At 34.8% G+C, this 16379-nt stretch carries 14 protein-coding genes; 1 reads left to right on the top strand and 13 read right to left on the bottom strand.

The features are described from left to right. Positions 1-12: 12 nt before the first annotated feature. From coaE to citZ, 12 genes are all read right to left on the bottom strand, one after another. Complete coding sequence (coaE, locus tag AM499_RS02150; protein ID WP_053588653.1) at positions 13-603, bottom strand: dephospho-CoA kinase; 591 nt, start codon at positions 601-603, stop codon at positions 13-15. A 12-nt stretch (positions 604-615) separates the two neighbouring features. After that, a complete protein-coding gene (mutM, locus tag AM499_RS02145; protein WP_053588652.1) occupies positions 616-1488 on the bottom strand; it encodes a bifunctional DNA-formamidopyrimidine glycosylase/DNA-(apurinic or apyrimidinic site) lyase in 873 nt (290 codons plus the stop codon). Positions 1489-1499: 11 nt separating this feature from the next. Continuing rightward, complete coding sequence (gene polA, locus AM499_RS02140; protein ID WP_053588651.1) at positions 1500-4127, bottom strand: DNA polymerase I; 2628 nt, start codon at positions 4125-4127, stop codon at positions 1500-1502. A gap of 286 nt (positions 4128-4413) precedes the next feature. Further along, entirely contained in the window at positions 4414-5403 is a 990-nt protein-coding gene (hflC, locus tag AM499_RS02135) for a protease modulator HflC (RefSeq protein ID WP_053588650.1), read from the bottom strand. Then, the gene (gene hflK, locus AM499_RS02130; RefSeq protein WP_053588649.1) at positions 5403-6392 is read right to left on the bottom strand and encodes an FtsH protease activity modulator HflK; all 990 of its coding nucleotides are present in this window, start codon (positions 6390-6392) and stop codon (positions 5403-5405) included. The genes hflC and hflK overlap by 1 nt, the downstream gene beginning before the upstream one ends. A 307-nt stretch (positions 6393-6699) precedes the next feature. Continuing rightward, the gene (locus AM499_RS02125; RefSeq protein WP_053588648.1) at positions 6700-7914 is read right to left on the bottom strand and encodes a carboxylate--amine ligase; all 1215 of its coding nucleotides are present in this window, start codon (positions 7912-7914) and stop codon (positions 6700-6702) included. An 11-nt stretch (positions 7915-7925) separates the two neighbouring features. Next, positions 7926-9458 carry a two-component system histidine kinase PnpS gene (pnpS, locus tag AM499_RS02120; protein ID WP_053588647.1) on the bottom strand — a complete coding sequence of 511 codons (1533 nt, stop codon included), beginning with the start codon at positions 9456-9458 and terminating at the stop codon, positions 7926-7928. Next, positions 9455-10171, bottom strand: coding sequence for a response regulator transcription factor (locus AM499_RS02115; protein WP_053588646.1), 717 nt, complete (start codon positions 10169-10171; stop codon positions 9455-9457). Before AM499_RS02115 ends, pnpS begins: the two co-directional genes overlap by 4 nt. Before the next feature lie 39 nt (positions 10172-10210). Further along, positions 10211-10657: a hotdog family protein gene (locus AM499_RS02110; RefSeq protein ID WP_053588645.1), complete on the bottom strand. Its 447-nt coding sequence runs from the start codon at positions 10655-10657 to the stop codon at positions 10211-10213. Between the two features lie 684 nt (positions 10658-11341). Then, on the bottom strand, positions 11342-12280 hold the full coding sequence (gene mdh, locus AM499_RS02105) for a malate dehydrogenase (protein WP_053588644.1): 939 nt from the start codon (positions 12278-12280) through the stop codon (positions 11342-11344). A 72-nt stretch (positions 12281-12352) separates the two neighbouring features. Continuing rightward, the gene (gene icd / locus AM499_RS02100) at positions 12353-13618 is read right to left on the bottom strand and encodes an NADP-dependent isocitrate dehydrogenase (RefSeq protein ID WP_053588643.1); all 1266 of its coding nucleotides are present in this window, start codon (positions 13616-13618) and stop codon (positions 12353-12355) included. Between the two features lie 89 nt (positions 13619-13707). Further along, positions 13708-14823, bottom strand: a complete 1116-nt coding sequence (citZ, locus tag AM499_RS02095; RefSeq protein ID WP_053588642.1) for a citrate synthase — start codon at positions 14821-14823, stop codon at positions 13708-13710. A 199-nt stretch (positions 14824-15022) separates the two neighbouring features. On the opposite strand from citZ, the gene AM499_RS02090 reads away from it, so the two are divergent. Continuing rightward, positions 15023-15985: an AI-2E family transporter gene (locus AM499_RS02090; RefSeq protein WP_053588641.1), complete on the top strand. Its 963-nt coding sequence runs from the start codon at positions 15023-15025 to the stop codon at positions 15983-15985. Here AM499_RS02090 and AM499_RS02085 read toward each other — a convergent pair. After that, on the bottom strand, positions 15969-16361 hold the full coding sequence (locus tag AM499_RS02085; protein ID WP_053588640.1) for an FxsA family protein: 393 nt from the start codon (positions 16359-16361) through the stop codon (positions 15969-15971). The two genes, AM499_RS02090 and AM499_RS02085, sit on opposite strands and share 17 nt — an antisense overlap. Between the last annotated feature and the right edge of the window lie 18 nt (positions 16362-16379).

Genomic DNA, 16379 nt, shown 5'->3' with positions numbered 1-16379 from the left:
ATTTTCCGACTACTAGTCTTTCCAAATTGACAATATTTTGAGTAATTGCTCTTTAGTATATTCTATTGTTCCATTGTTATAGATGACAGCATCTGCACCTTGTTCTTTAATCGATAGTGGTAACTGTGATTGAATTCTTGCTTTAGCTTCTTCTAAAGAGTAATTATTACGAGCCATTAGTCTCTTCAACTGCGTTTCTTCTGTTACAGTTACAACTAAAATTTTATCTACATAGGACTGCAGCTTACTTTCAAATAATAAGGGGATATCCATGACAATTGTGTCAAAACCTTCTTCCAGTAAAACATTTTTTTGTCGAAGCATTTCTTCACGGATAGCCGGATGCATAATATCATTTAATTGCTTTCTTTTTTGTGGTGATGAAAAAATGATAGTACCTAATTTTTCTCGATTCAGCGTTCCATCTTCTGATAAAACTTCTTCTCCAAATGCTACTTTGATCGTTTCTAGCGTCATCGTTCCCTTTTCAACTACAACCCTAGCAACTAAGTCAGCATCAACAATAGGATAACCTAATTCTTTCAACATGTTGGAAACGGTACTTTTTCCGCTAGCAATACTACCAGTCAGCCCAATAATCATTTGCTTCCTCCCTTATTTCTGACATTTTCCACAATAAGTAGAAGTTCTTCCGCCAATCGTTTTCTGTAGAGTTTTTGCATTACATATTGGACAAGTCTTTTTCGCATACATTTGCAACCGATTCTGCATTTTACCTGACTCTCCATTAATCTGACGATAGTCAGAAATGCTGCTGCCCCCATTTTCAATGCTATCTAAAAGAACGATGACGATTTCATTAAATAATTGTATCTTACGCTCTTTACTAATTCTTTTTACTTTACGCCCAGGATGAATTCGCATACGAAATAATGCTTCTGTAGCGTATATATTTCCACACCCAGAAACAACATGACCATCCATTATAAATTCTTTTATCGGTTTATTTTCATACTTTGGTAATATGCTCATTTCTAAGTAATGATCTAAAGCGTTTTGATCAAAAGGCTCAGGTGCCATTAATAATAAAGGAGGATAATCTTCAACGCTATTTAAAAATCGAAGTTCTCCAAAGCGACGAATATCTGCATATACAAGCATGTCACCCTCACTAAAATGCAGGATGACATGTATATGCCGTTTGAATTTATCCTCCAAAATTTCATGTAAGCCCTTTACATAAAACCAAGCCCCAGACATACCAAGATGAGAAACGAGTAAATATGGAGTCCCATCTTTTTGTAGATGAAAATAAATATATTTTGAACGTCTATCAATTCGCTCTATCTTCATATGAGGCAGAGCTTCTCGAAAGGATTCTACATCTAACCCTTTCAAGATAGCTTCTTTTCCATTTGCTTTAGAATCAATAATAGTTTGTGAAACTTTTACCGATTCAATTGTTTTGCCAGTAACAATTGGCTTAAGTGAACGTACAAGTCCTTCTACTTCTGGTAATTCTGGCATTTCAAAACTCCTTACTTCGTATCGTACCAAGATGAGCCATAAGCATATTCTACTTTTAATGGAACAATCAACTTGATTGCTCCTTCCATTACTTCAGGTACAATTTTTTCAAGTATAGCGATTTCTTCTTTAGGTGCTTCAAAAATAAGTTCATCGTGTACTTGCAATAACATTTTCGTTTGCAGATTTTCATCCTTCAGGCGTTTAGCCATATCAATCATTGCTTTTTTAATAATATCTGCCGCACTTCCTTGGATCGGTGTATTCATAGCAGTTCTCTCTGCAAAACTGCGAAGGTTGAAATTAGAACTTGTGATATCCGGTAAGTATCTTCTTCGCTTTAGAATTGTCGTCACATAACCAGTTTGTTTTGCTTCGCGTACAATATCATCCATATAATCTTTTACCCCTGGGAAGCTGTTTAAGTATTGGTCTATAAAAGTAGCAGCTTCTTTTCGCGTAATATTTAAACTTTGTGATAAACCATAATCGCTGATGCCATATACAATTCCAAAATTAACCGCTTTAGCAGCACGACGCATATCTGATGTGACTTCATCTATTCCTACATGGAAAACATCCATCGCAGTTTTTGTGTGGATATCCAGATCATGATTAAATGCATCCACTAATTTTTCATCTTCACACATATGAGCAAGTACTCGAAGTTCTATTTGGGAATAATCTGCTGCGAACATAATCCAATCTGGTTGGGAAGGAACAAATGCTTTTCTAATCTTTCTTCCTTCTTCTAATCGTATAGGGATATTCTGTAGATTTGGATTTATCGAGCTTAAACGTCCTGTGGAAGTTAATGCTTGTTGGTATCGTGTATGAATTTTCTGATCTTCCCCGTGTATTTCTTTTGTCAATCCCTCAATATAGGTAGACTGAAGCTTCCCTAATTGACGGTAGTTTAGAATATGGGAAATAATCTCATGTTCACCTTCTAGCTTCTCAAGTACATCAGCTGCAGTTGAATATCCTGTTTTAGTTTTCTTTAAAGGTGTTAACCCTATTTTTTCAAATAAGATAACGCCCAATTGTTTCGGGGAATTAATATTAAACTCTTGTCCAGCTAAAGCGTAAATTTCTTTTTCGATCGCTCGAAGTTTTTGATTCAAATCGATTCCCATTTCTTTTAAAACATCAACATCAACTTTTACACCATCCGATTCCATGGTTCCTAATATCGATGCTAGCGGCAATTCAATATCTTTATACAAAGCATACTGCTCATTTTCTTCTAACTTCTTTTCTAATATAGGCTTTAGCTTCCATACAGCCTGAGCCTTTCTAATTGCATGTTCTGCAAGCTTGTCCAATGGAGGAGTAGCTTTCTTTGCTCCTTTTCCATATACATTTTCATCTGTGAGCACATCATAATTGCCAAATTCTTTGGCCATTGTTGATACATCATCAGAAGAAATAGAGGGATTAACAATATACGCGGCAAGAACTAAATCAAAATCTGCTCCAAGTAAGCTTACATTATGTTTGCGACTAACAGCTTGTGTAGCTTTTGAATCTACTAAATATTTTATCCTCGATTCATCCTCCAACCATTTACAAAAAACTGCCGATTCAAACGCGACAGATCCAGAAACAAAATACGATTGTTCTCCATCATAAAGAGCAATGCCTAGCAACTCACTTGTATGGTATTGCTCATTAAACATTTCTAGATGAATGGCCATTTTATCTTTTAGAATAGAAGCATTTATTTCATCTAAAATCTCAAAAGTCACTTCCGAAGCCGTTTGTTCTTCCGTAACATGCTCTGATTTTTCTAATAATGTTTTAAATGATAACTCCTTCCATATAGAAGTAACCTCATCCATATTCGCACCGCTGTACGCTATATCATCTACCGATACTTCGATAGGGGCGTTCGTTTCAATAGTAGCAAGAACTTTGCTCATTTTTGCTTGTTCTTCGTTTGCCATTAGTTTTTCTTTCAGCTTCGCACCGCTTACAGTATCTAATGCTTGATATAAATTTTCAACAGAACCATGCTCTTTTAATAATTTAATTGCAGTCTTTTCACCTACACCAGGTACACCAGGTATATTATCCGAAGCATCCCCCATCAGACCTTTCATATCGATGATTTGCAGAGGAGTTAAACCATATTTATCTTTAACATGCGTCGGTGTATATTTTTCAATATCCGTAATACCCTTTCGAGTGATATAGACCGTTGTATTTTCTGTAGCAAGTTGAGTTAAATCTTTATCTCCTGAAACAACAATTACTTGTTGTCCCTTCTCTTCCGCTTGCTTACAAAGAGTACCGATGATATCATCTGCTTCGTACATTTCAAGCTCATATCTTTTAATTCCATATGCATCAATTAGTTTGCGAACATATGGGAATTGCTCGGAAAGTTCTGGTGGAGTTTTTTGTCTTCCACCTTTATATTCTCCAAAAGTGGAATGTCTGAAAGTTGTTTTCCCAGCGTCAAATGCAACGAGCATATGAGTCGGATTTTCTTCTTCCATAATTTTTTGTAGCATTAATGTAAAACCATAAACTGCATTTGTATGAATTCCATGTTCATTCGATAATAAAGGTAGTGCAAAAAACGCTCGGTATGCGAGACTATTTCCATCTAATAAAAGAACTTTTTCGGATGACATTAAGTTCACTCCTTCAAATATGTAATAAGTGAGCAGCCTGAAGCTGAACAGTGAATCAAATTCTCCTTGGCTTATTTGATTCTAGATTATGCTTTGAGCTTTCTTAAACTACTGACATCGCCAAATACTTTAGGCAATGAAGATGTTTGTCACAAGGCTCTGCCGTAGGACATGGCGGCATTTGCCAAAGTACTCCGATATTCAGCAGGTGTTTTGCTCAAATAAAATAAATAAAACCGTCATTCCCTATATCTTACCACGTGAGTAAGGGGAATGACGATTCATACTACTCTAAATATCCAGAGAGAATTTTAGCATAAGGAGAATCAGATGGAATGATTATCATCGTATCTTCCCCAATTGTTTTTTTGTAGGATTCTAATGTTCTATAAAGCGAGTAGAACTCAGGATCTTTTGAGAATGATTGGTTGTATATTTTTGCTGCTTCTGCTTCACCTTCAGCTTGAATAATTGCCGCTTCTTTTTTTGCAGTTGCTAGCATCACTCTTACTTCACGATCTGTTTCCGCTTCAATACGGCGTTTATCAGCGTCTCCAGTTGATAAAAACTTTTGTGCGATACTTTGTCTTTCCGAAATCATTTCATTATATACGGATTGCTCGTTTTCTTGTGGTAGATCAGTACGTTTAATACGGACATCGACTACTTCAATACCATATTTATCTTTTTTAAGTAATTCATTCACCTGTGTGGTGATTCGGTCATTTAAGCTGCCTCGAGATGAATTTTCATCATTGATGATTTCACTATACTCTAATTGACCAAGTTCTGAACGCACTACAGAGTAGATAAACTCTTCCATACGAGAGCCTGCATTTACTAAGCTGCCTGCGCTTGTTATCATTTCTTTTGCATTGACTACTCGCCATACAGCGTAATTATCTATTATGATTCTGCGCTTATCTTTTGTGTTGATCTCTGCCTCTGAAAGTTTATAGTTCATTTGATATCTAGGGATAGTTGTTACACTTTGGATAAATGGTATTTTCATATGCAATCCTGGTGTATCTTTTACGTCTTTTATTTCACCAAACTGACGAATTACTTTATATTCGCCTTCTTTTACAACATAAATATTTGCAAGAGCAATGACAAAAACGACAAACATGATGAAAATAGCGATAAAAGATTTCATATGCTTTTTAAAATCTATCGGTGTCTTTTCTTTCTTTGGCGCTTTTTCTTTCTTTGGTTTATTTTCCATCGCTTTAAATTTTGCTTCTAAATTTGCAAATGGATTATTATTGTCTGCCATTATTGTCCGCTCCCTTCTTCTGTTTTTGTTTCCGTATCAGTTGCTGGTGGAGGCGTTGTTTGTTTAGTTGACTCTAACGATTGAAGTGGTAAGTACTTCATCGTACCGCCTTCATCGTTCATAATATAAATTTTTGCATTTGGTAGAACCGCTTCTAATGTCTCCATTACAAGTCGTTGCTTCGTAATCTCTTTGTTGTTTTGGTATTCTGCATATAACTTATCGAATAATGCCACATCTCCGAGTGCTTGCTCGATACGAGCAGTTTTATAACCATTTGCATTGGAAATAATTGCATCCTTTTCCCCGACAGCTTCACTCATTTGTTGGTTTTCATATTTTTCCGCTTGGTTCACCTTTGTGTTTTTTGTTTCTTCGGCATCTGTTACAGCAGTAAACGCTGAACGAACTTCGGCATTTGGAAGCTCCACATCTTGTAGCTTCACTGTTAATACGGTGATACCTATATCATACTTATCGATTAATGAACCAAGTAATTCTATCGTATCCGCCTCAATTTGTGCTTTTCCTGAAGTTAAAGCATCATCAATTTTAGAGTTACCAATAACGGAACGAATGGAGGCCGAAGTTGCGTCATGTAAAAGATCTTGTGGACTTTCTGAGTTGAATAAATAAGCTTTTGGATCTGTGATTTTCCATTGAACGACTAAATCAGTTAGTACGATATTGTCATCCCCTGTAATCATTTTAGTATCTTTATCAAAAGATGTTACCTCTCCATCCGGTGTCTGCTTATAACCAAATTGAAGACTAAAAGTTTCTTTTGATAACTTTTCAACTTTTTGAATAGGCCAAGGCATCTTAAATTTTAGACCTGATTCTGTAATAGGGTCGCTTGCTTCACCAAATGTTATAACGATTGCTTGTTCTGATTCATCTACGGTATACCAAGACGTAAAGATAGCAGATAATAAAATGATTCCAATGAATGAAACTAGGATAATAGAAATTAATCTCTTTGTGCTCATATCTTTTCCCCTTTCTATGTATAACTCATTTACGGAACAACAGTGTAATAGGTTTCAAAAATAAATAAACAAAAGGGTAGTTCTCCCTATACGTTACGTCCCTACACAATTCTCAAAATATGCGAGTGGCATGAATAAGGTCACAACCCTCGCATTCTAAATTATTTAGTAGCTATGTTAATACTTATTTAGACAGTAAAAAAGCTAGCACTAGGCTAGCTTTTTTAGGTAAATCATTTGGAAAAGGGGTCTATTTAAATGTAGCAGACGATTGTAAATACATTGTGAATATACTGTAAATTTTCATTCACCAATTATTATTTTTATACTTTTTATAATAATTAAACTGTCGAGCAATTAGAAATAGTTTTCGTGTTAAATGGGTATCTTTCTTATAAAATAATGGATTCCCCCATTTCCCTTCTCTTAAAAGTTGCTCTACTTCTTGTTTAATTTCTTTATTCTCTACAAATTTTCTCAGAACTATTTTAGGTACAACTGTAAATAAATAATGCTCATTTAATAATGTTAGAGGCTTTTCCTTTTTATAGATGACGTCATCAACAAAATAGCGAGCCATATTATGTCCCAGAGCTGTAGTATAATAGCTGGAACGGCCTTGTCTAATATTCACTTCAAATACCTTAAACTTACCATCTCGCTCATCATATTTTAGATCAAAGTTTGCAAACCCAACATAACCAACAGCTTCTAAGAAGTATTGCAATTTTTTCATTATTTCCTCGTTATATCTTGTAATAAGAGCTGTATAGTTACCAATTGCAGTAACTGTATGTTCTTGTAAAACAACCTGTGCAAATGTACTTAATTGAGCTTTCCCATTCGAACTAATATAAATAACGGAATCCCACATATAAGTATCATCTCCAGGAATATAATCCTGAATAATTAGATCCTCTTCATATCCACTAGCATTAACTTGGTTAATTACAGTGTTAAGCTCTTCTCTATTTTCAACTCTATATACCTTTTGTTGTCCCTCGAATTTGTTCTTGTAATATTGAACTCCATTACTTGGTTTGATAATTAAAGGGAATAATACTTCTTCTGTGAAAGCTTCCTTTTTCAAGCATGAATAATAATATGTTTTTGGAGTATCAATACCATGTTCTTCACAAAGCTTATAAAAGTTGGACTTAACAAGTAGATTATTCATCAGTTCTTCTGACATGTAGTTAAAGACATACATCTTTTTCAATGCATCTGCATGTTCAATAATCAATCGCACATAGAAATCGTTCGTTCCAATGAGAAGCAATTGTTTTCCAGGTGTATTATACTTTTCAGCAACTTGAGTTAAAACTGCGACAAACGCTGATTTGTCCCAAAGATTAGAGTGAATTTCAGTATGTTCAATAATATTACTCCACTTTGTAAATGACATTTCTTCCTTACCAACTAAAATTGGCTTTATATTGTATTCTTCATGAAAGGAAATCGCCATGTTATATGCATTTATGTCTGTGCCGATAATAATTGGAATAAAGGGTTGATTGTTCATAAAAACCTCCGTTAACTTTTAGCAATAGGAATATATACAGTAAATGTTGTACCTTTTCCTACTTCACTTTCTACTTTTATTAATCCATGGTGTGCTTCTACGAGATGTTTAACTATTGCTAGCCCTAGACCTGTCCCACCCGAATTTCTACTCCGAGCTCGATCCACACGGTAAAAACGTTCAAAGATTCTATTTATCTCTGACTTGCTTATACCTATGCCTTCATCTTGTATTTGAAAGATCCCATACTGTTCATTTTTGAATATATTTACACGAACCGTCGTATTCTCTGGAGAATACGTAATCCCATTTGCAAGTAAATTCATCATTATTTGTATGAGACGATTCATATCCCCTAAAACATGGACAGAATCATCTACCGTCGTTTCTAGTTTCATATCTTTTTCTTCTACTAAGTGTGCGGTCATTTCAAGACCACGCTCTAAAATATCTGTTAGCCTGACTTTCTTTAAGGATATTTCATACCCAACTTGCTCTACTTTAGATAAATCCAGTAAATCGTTAATTAACATTTGTAATCGATTACTTTCTTTATGGATAATTTCTAGAAAAGAAAGTAATGTTTCTTCGTTTTTGTAAGCTCCAAATAATAGAGTTTCTGAGAATCCTTTTATAGATGTAACAGGTGTCTTTAATTCATGTGAAACATTGGCAACAAAATCTTTGCGGATTTGTTCCAATTTAATAAGCTCAGTAATATCGTGCATAACAACGACTATTCCAAGCCATCTACCGTGTTCTCCTATAACTGGTGCACCATATGCATCCATGTAATAAGTATGAAGATCACGCTTGATTTGAATTTGTTCACGACTCGAGGACTCTGTCAGAAAAAGCTTATCTATAAACTCTTCTATTTTTTCAGGCAAGCCAATTTTACGAAAAAGCTTTCCATCTACATTATCTAAGGAAATTTGTAATTGTTGTAGAAATGAGCGATTAACTATCGTAATTAATCCATTTCGATCAATCATAATTAATGCACTGCCCATATTTTCTATTAACGTTTTTAAACGCTCTTTTTCTGTTTCCCGCATAACAGAAATATCATGTAAATTACGTGCGAGAATATTGAGAGAATTACTTAATTTCGACATACCTGAAAAGTCATCTTCGAATGCTCTAATCCGATAGTTTCCTCGGGCAAGTTCCATAGCTGTCTCTGTCAAATGTTCAATCGGTTGAGCATATTTTCTAAATATACTAGCTCCAAGAAATAATGCAATAAGAAACGCTGCTAGTAAAGTAAAGAACAAAAATAACCAAAGCGATTGCTCCTCAACTAAGTTCTCCCCTTTGAGCTCAGAAGAAATTAACTGATTAATTTTCACTTGTTCATCTTTTGAAAGTTCTGTCGTTTCTAAAAAAGTTGAAACAGACTCTATTTTTGAGTCCACTATCTTATTTGCAGAATGGTCCACGAAAATAGGAAAAAGCTGACCAAGAACGATGCCTAGTCCAGCTAAGATTACCCCAATTAATATAGAATAAGTTCTCAAAATTCGTGATTGATAGGTTTTCATTTAGTCTTTGGCTCCTCAAATTTATACCCAAGACCTCTTATTGTTTTAATATAAATCGGCTTTCTACTATTTTCTTCAATTTTGTCTCTTAAGTGACTAATATGAACATCTACAATTCGAGTATCCCCAGCAAAATCATAATTCCATACTGCACTTAAAAGTTGATCTCGAGTTAAGACTCTATTTTTGTTTTCAATTAAATAAACAAGTAGCTCAAATTCTTTCGGTGTGAATTCAATTGGTTCATTGCTTAATAAAACCTCAAATCGCTCAGGAAATACTTGTAGAGGACCAAAAACATATGATTCCTCAGTATGTTTAGGTTCTGTATTAGCTGCATCGCTAGCCATACCTGAGCGTCGAATCATCGCTTTTACTCGTGCGGTAACTTCTCTTGGACTAAAAGGTTTTGTCATATAGTCGTCAGCACCTAATTCTAAACCAAGAACTTTATCAAATTCTTCATCTTTTGCTGTTAGCATGATTATAGGTGTTTGTATTTTACTGATGCGAAGCTCTTTACAGATTTCCATACCATCCTTATATGGTAGCATCCAGTCTAACACAATAACATCAGGATGTTCATTCATTGCAAGATTTAAGCCCTCTAAGCCATCCATCGCTGTAATTACTTCAAAACCAGCTTCTTCTAAATTATATTTTAATAATGTTACGATTGAACTTTCATCATCAACGACTAATACTCTTTTCATTTTTTCGCCTCCAAGTTGATTTGAAACCCCCATTCCAAATCAATTGACCAAGAGTTGTGGAGAAACATGGAAAATCCCTTCCACTACTATTTGTTCATCCTCATTTTGAGCAATTACTTGAATTACTATTTCGTTTGTATTCATATGTACTTCTTTAACCTCGAAAGTAAAATCAATAACAGAATAATGATAGGTTGGTATAGGAAATGCTAATGATTGTCTTTTTAAATAAGAACCTGGTCCAGGTAAGTATTTGGAAATTGCAGAAGTAATTACTCCTGTGAGCATAATTGGCGGAACAATTGGTTTCTCATAGACCGATTGAGATGCAAAATCATGCTGTATATATAATGGATTACTATCATTTGTTAACCCTAAATATAAAAGCAAATCTTTATCGTCCATCTTCTCAGTTATAGTTAATTTCTCACCAATAGTGATCTCTTCTATTCTTCTACCTATTTTGCGCGTTTTCCCTAATAACAATACGTCTCCCCCAATCCGTATACTACCTCTATCTTAACAATAAGTATAAGATAAGCGCAAGCGCCTCTATGTATTAGAAATAAAGGACCTAATAACTAGGATATTCTATACTAAAATAATAAGAAAACCGTCGTGATTTTTAAAAGTAAGACCAGTTACAATCGTTTCCGGAGTGCTATAGACAGGACTGTCGCAATTACATTACCGAATAATTTTTAGGAGAGGAGGGTCGTGACTACTATCACGACCCTCCTCTCCTTTTTTGGTAATTTGGTGGCTGTCGTCTGTCCGTCGCCCTCCTTCAACTTTTGAGAACTGGATTATGATTGTTTGGAAAATGAGAGAATTGACACTGTCCTATTCATTAAGTTAGCTCCCGAAGATTCAATTTCGGGAGCTATATTTCATTCTATTAGATTTGTGCTTACTATTTTTCTTAAATCAGCAAATAACATGACAACCACCGAGTAAAATACTTTATTATAGGGTTATTAATTTTGCCTAAGTTAGATTAATGCCTAAGATACCTTAAGTTATTTCCTATCAATCATGAAAAATCAATTATCAGTCTAGCTCTTCAGGGAAATTTTGGAACTGATGAGAAGCAAAGTGCTATATACAAGTCCTTTATTATCGCATAAAAAAAATCGAGTAGGTTTCCCACTCGATTTCTTTGATACAAAATTAAGCTAGTATGTTCATAACTGCTTTAACTGATTCAGCTGATTTGTTTAATAAAGCTTTCTCATCTTCAGTTAATTCAAGCTCAATAATTTTTTCAATACCACTAGCACCTAATACCGTTGGAACTCCAAGATAAATTCCGTCCATACCATACTCGCCTTCTAAATACGCGATAGATGGTAAAACACGTTTTTGATCTTTCAGAATCGCTTCGGCCATTTCGACTAATGATGCAGCTGGGGCATAGTAAGCAGAACCATTACCAAGCAGGTTAACAATTTCAGCCCCGCCTTTACGAGTACGATCCACGATTTCTTCCAAACGAGCAGCATCGATTAGTGTTTCTAATGGAATACCACCTGCATAAGAATATCTAACTAAAGGAACCATATCATCGCCATGTCCACCTAGTACGAAACCAGTTACATCTTTAACAGAAAGATTTAATTCTTCTGCTACAAATGTACGGAAACGAGCCGTATCCAGCACGCCAGATTGCCCGATTACACGTTCTTTTGGAAGACCTGATTCTTTATATACAGTATATGTCATAGCATCTACTGGGTTTGTTAATACAATGATCGTTGTATTCGGTGAATATTTAACAATCTCACCTGTTACTGCTTTCATTACTTTTTGGTTTGTTTGAACTAAATCATCACGGCTCATACCGGGTTTACGTGCAATACCAGCTGTGATAATTACTAAGTCAGAGTCTTTTGTATCCTCATAGTTTGAAGTACCAACAATTTTAGCATCAAAACCTTGAACAGGAGCCGCTTCAGCCATGTCTAAAGCTTTCCCTTTTGTTGGATTTTCAGCTTGAGGAATGTCAACTAAAACAATATCTCCAAGTTCTTTCTGTGCAAGCAAGAATGCAGTTGTAGCACCTGTAAAGCCGCCACCAATAACTGAGATCTTATTACGTTTTAATGTCATTGAAAACTCTCCTTTTAATCATATGTAAAGGGAAGGAAAATCCTCCCCCGGTAAACCCAATTTCGTAAAATCTTACATATTTTTAATTAGTTCATCCGCGAATTCAGAACATTTTACTTCTGTTGCTCCATCCATAAGACGAGCAAAGTCATAAGTAACTACTTTAGAAGCAATAGTTTTTTCCATTGAATCCATGATTAGTTTAGCAGCTTCATTCCAACCTAAATGTTCAAGCATTAACACACCAGAAAGGATAACCGATGATGGGTTAACTTTATCTAAACCAGCATATTTAGGAGCAGTTCCGTGAGTTGCTTCGAAAATAGCATGTCCAGACACGTAGTTAATATTAGCACCAGGAGCAATACCAATACCACCAACCTGAGCAGCAAGTGCATCAGAAATATAATCTCCATTTAAATTCATTGTAGCAACTACATCGAACTCTTTTGGACGAGTTAAAATCTGTTGTAAGAAGATATCAGCAATTGAATCCTTCACTAAGATTTTACCAGATGCAAGTGCATCAGATTGTGCTTTATCAGCAGCTTCTGTTCCTTGCTCTTCTTTAATTTTGTCATATTGATTCCAAGTAAATACTTTATCGCCAAATTCTTGTTCAGCAACTTCATAACCCCAGTTTTTAAATGCGCCTTCTGTGAACTTCATAATGTTCCCTTTGTGCACAAGTGTTAAAGAAGTACGACCTTCTTTAATAATATAGTTTAAAGCAGCGCGAACTAAACGTTTAGTTCCTTCTTCTGAAATAGGTTTGATGCCGATACCAGAAGTCTCAGGGAAACGAATATTTTTAACACCAAATTCTGTTTGCAAGAATTCAATTAGTTTTTTTGCGTTATCAGTTCCTTTTGCATACTCGATACCAGCATAGATATCTTCTGTGTTTTCACGGAAGATTACCATATCTGTATCTTCTGGACGTTTAACTGGTGAAGGTACTCCAGTGAAATAACGAACAGGACGAAGACAAGTATATAGATCCAGTTCTTGACGTAGAGCAACGTTTAAAGAACGAATACCACCACCGATTGGTGTAGTAAGTGGTCCTTTGATCGCAATTAAATATTCATTGATAACATCTAAAGTTTCTTGAGGTAACCATTCACCCGTTTGATCGAATGCTTTTTGACCAGCAAGAACCTCTTTCCACTCAATTTTTTTCTCGCCATTGTATGCTTTTTCTACAGATGCTTCTAAAACTCTTGATGCTGCAGCCCAAATATCTGGACCTGTTCCATCACCTTCAATAAAAGGGATTATTGCTGTGTTTGGTACGTTAAGTACACCGTTTTCTACTGTGATTTTGCCAGTTGTCATTTTATATTTCCTCCTACTATCATAATCATAGGGCTATAAACACAAATGTGTTCAGCCCTAATTTTATCATGAAACGCTATTATTTTTCATTATCTTTCATCGATTGGTACATATTTTTGCATTCCAGGTCCTACATATTCAGCACGTGGGCGAATTAGACGGTTATCTGAATATTGCTCTAAAATATGAGCAGTCCACCCAGAAACACGAGAAACAGCAAAAATTGGAGTAAATAAATCGTGATCGATATTAAGAGAATGATATACGGATGCTGAATAGAAATCTACGTTAGGTGGTAAATTCTTTTGACCAGTAACGATTTCTTCGATTTTTACAGACATGTCGTACCATTTTGACTCACCACGAAGAGCAGTTAATTTTTGAGACATTTCACGTAAATGTTTCGCACGTGGATCACCTTTTCTATAAACTCGGTGACCAAAGCCCATGATTTTTTCTTTGTTTTCTAGTTTTGTATTAATAACTTTTTCTACATTATCAACAGAACCGATTTCTGTTAACATTTTCATTACTTGTTCGTTTGCTCCACCATGTAGTGGTCCTTTAAGAGCTCCGATTGCTGCTACTACACCTGAATATATATCTGAAAGTGTCGCAACACATACACGTGCTGTAAAGGTAGAAGCATTTAGTTCATGATCTGCATGAAGTACTAATGCTTTATTGAATGCTTCCACTTCAATTTCTTCTGGAAGTTCGCCATTAAGCATGTACAAGAAGTTTGCAGCATAACCTAAGTCTGTTTTTGGAGCAACTGGTTCAAGTCCTTTACGTACTCGAGAGAATGCTGTAACTAATGTTGGAAGTTTAGCTTGAAGTTGGATAGCTTTTAAGTAGTTCGCCTCTTCGGACATATCCTCAGCAGCATCATCATATAATGCTAACATAGATACAGCGGTTCTTAGAGCCGACATTGGGTGAACTTTTGATATTGGATAAGATTTGAAATGGTTAAGTACTTCTTGAGGAACTGCCATGTTATTAGCAAGTAGTTGTTTTAATTCTTCCAATTCATTTGCTTTAGGTAGACGTTTATTCCAAAGTAAGAATACTACCTCTTCAAAGCTCGCATTTACAGCTAAATCATCAATATCATAGCCTACGTAAGTTAGTGTGTCATCAATAATTGAACTGATAGCAGACTGCGTAGCTACAACCCCTTCTAATCCACGAGTTGTTGTCATTTTAATCTCTCCCTCTTTTTCAGATTAAATTATTAATCACCTAAAAAAGATGATAAGAATTTATCTGAATATAATATGTATCTTATCAATGCTTACTAATTCATTATAATCAAGTTTGGCTAATTTGTGAATGAAAACGCTTAAATTTATCAAAAAAATAATTACTAATCTACTAAATATTTGAAAAGATTGGATGAAAATGATTGGTTTTCAAATAAATAAGGAAGATTTTTTTGGGAAATGGATGCCGATTGGAATAATTATACTTATTTCGATTATCGCTTATCCTTTAACTCTAGCAATTATATTAGGATATTTTTTATTTCCAATAACTAATCTCTTTTATAAGAAGTTTAAACTTCCAATTATCTTTAGTGTATTTCTAACAGAAGTATTTATTTTATCTGGCTGTATATTGTTAATTTTATATTTGGTACAAACACTCATTGATCTTATTCCGCTAATTCACGATTATATTGTGAAGTTACCAGTAGTAGAAATTCAAAAACATCCTATCTTTTTAATGTTTGAAGGGAAATTTCAAACATTATTAAATAAATTTATGAATGAGCTTTTAATCTACCTCACTCACTTGCCTTCTTATTTTTTTGAGTTGTTTCTCTTTATCATTGCACTCTTTTTTTCATTATATGAATCTGGGAAAGACCGTCATTGGTTTCTTGTTTATTTTCCAAAAAAGGCTAGAGGACTTTGTGAAAGGGTATTAGTGAAGGTTTCAGTTGTGATGAATAATTTTATTTCTGTAGGTTTAAAGCTATATATTTTAACTTTCTTCCTTTTATCAATTGGATTTGTTGTATTAGGCTTTCAACAACCATTTAAATATGCATTTCTTATTTCCTTGGTTGATAGTCTTCCTTTTTTAGGCATTGGCATAATTTTAATTCCTCTTAGTATTTACTTTTTCTTATTGGAACAACATACGTTTGGGCTCATTATTTTGCTTTTATATTTATTTGTCCAGTTAACACGGCATATCGTAGAGTCCATGTTATGGTCTTCCTCTATGCAAATAAAGGCTGTCCACGTATTCTTTCTTAGCGCGGCAGCCATTTTAATATTTGGGTTTATCGGAATTTTATTTAGTCCTTTTATATATTTGCTTGCAACCAGATGGAGCGGTCTCACGAGGACTTCATAACAATTACTTGACCATTTTTCATTTTTTTCCGAATCCACTTATAAATTATTGGTTTGAATAACTTTCTTGTTGGACCAATCAAAAGTAAAAATCCAAGAATGTCAGAAATAAAACCTGGTAGGATAACTAAAATAGAACCAACAAATACACACAGTCCATTAATAGCCGCATCTCCCGGTGCTTGACGGTTTTTAATGCTATCGGAAACTTCTCGGTACGCTTTCATCCCTTGTTTTTTTGCTAAAAAAGCACCAGCAATTCCTGTTGCTAGTATAAGCAGAATTGTAAAACCTACACCAATTGATTTACCAGACAAAAGTAATATATATAATTCTATTGCTGGAATGATGATAAGCAATCCAATGATCCATTTCATATATTCACCTTCTATATA

The organism is Bacillus sp. FJAT-22090, from assembly GCF_001278755.1.
Classification (GTDB): domain Bacteria; phylum Bacillota; class Bacilli; order Bacillales_A; family Planococcaceae; genus Psychrobacillus.
This window is presented reverse-complemented; position numbering and strand designations above follow the sequence as displayed.

Excerpts from the sequence above, each read along its gene's own strand:
- coaE (WP_053588653.1), bottom strand. The coding sequence starts at position 603 with ATGATTATTGGGCTGACTGGTAGTATTGCTAGCGGAAAAAGTACCGTT.
- mutM (WP_053588652.1), bottom strand. The coding sequence starts at position 1,488 with ATGCCAGAATTACCAGAAGTAGAAGGACTTGTACGTTCACTTAAGCCA.
- polA (WP_053588651.1), bottom strand. The coding sequence starts at position 4,127 with ATGTCATCCGAAAAAGTTCTTTTATTAGATGGAAATAGTCTCGCATAC.
- hflC (WP_053588650.1), bottom strand. The coding sequence starts at position 5,403 with ATGGCAGACAATAATAATCCATTTGCAAATTTAGAAGCAAAATTTAAA.
- hflK (WP_053588649.1), bottom strand. The coding sequence starts at position 6,392 with ATGAGCACAAAGAGATTAATTTCTATTATCCTAGTTTCATTCATTGGA.
- AM499_RS02125 (WP_053588648.1), bottom strand. The coding sequence starts at position 7,914 with ATGAACAATCAACCCTTTATTCCAATTATTATCGGCACAGACATAAAT.
- pnpS (WP_053588647.1), bottom strand. The coding sequence starts at position 9,458 with ATGAAAACCTATCAATCACGAATTTTGAGAACTTATTCTATATTAATT.
- AM499_RS02115 (WP_053588646.1), bottom strand. The coding sequence starts at position 10,171 with ATGAAAAGAGTATTAGTCGTTGATGATGAAAGTTCAATCGTAACATTA.
- mdh (WP_053588644.1), bottom strand. The coding sequence starts at position 12,280 with ATGACATTAAAACGTAATAAGATCTCAGTTATTGGTGGCGGCTTTACA.
- icd (WP_053588643.1), bottom strand. The coding sequence starts at position 13,618 with ATGACAACTGGCAAAATCACAGTAGAAAACGGTGTACTTAACGTACCA.
- citZ (WP_053588642.1), bottom strand. The coding sequence starts at position 14,823 with ATGACAACAACTCGTGGATTAGAAGGGGTTGTAGCTACGCAGTCTGCT.
- AM499_RS02090 (WP_053588641.1), top strand. The coding sequence starts at position 15,023 with ATGATTGGTTTTCAAATAAATAAGGAAGATTTTTTTGGGAAATGGATG.
- AM499_RS02085 (WP_053588640.1), bottom strand. The coding sequence starts at position 16,361 with ATGAAATGGATCATTGGATTGCTTATCATCATTCCAGCAATAGAATTA.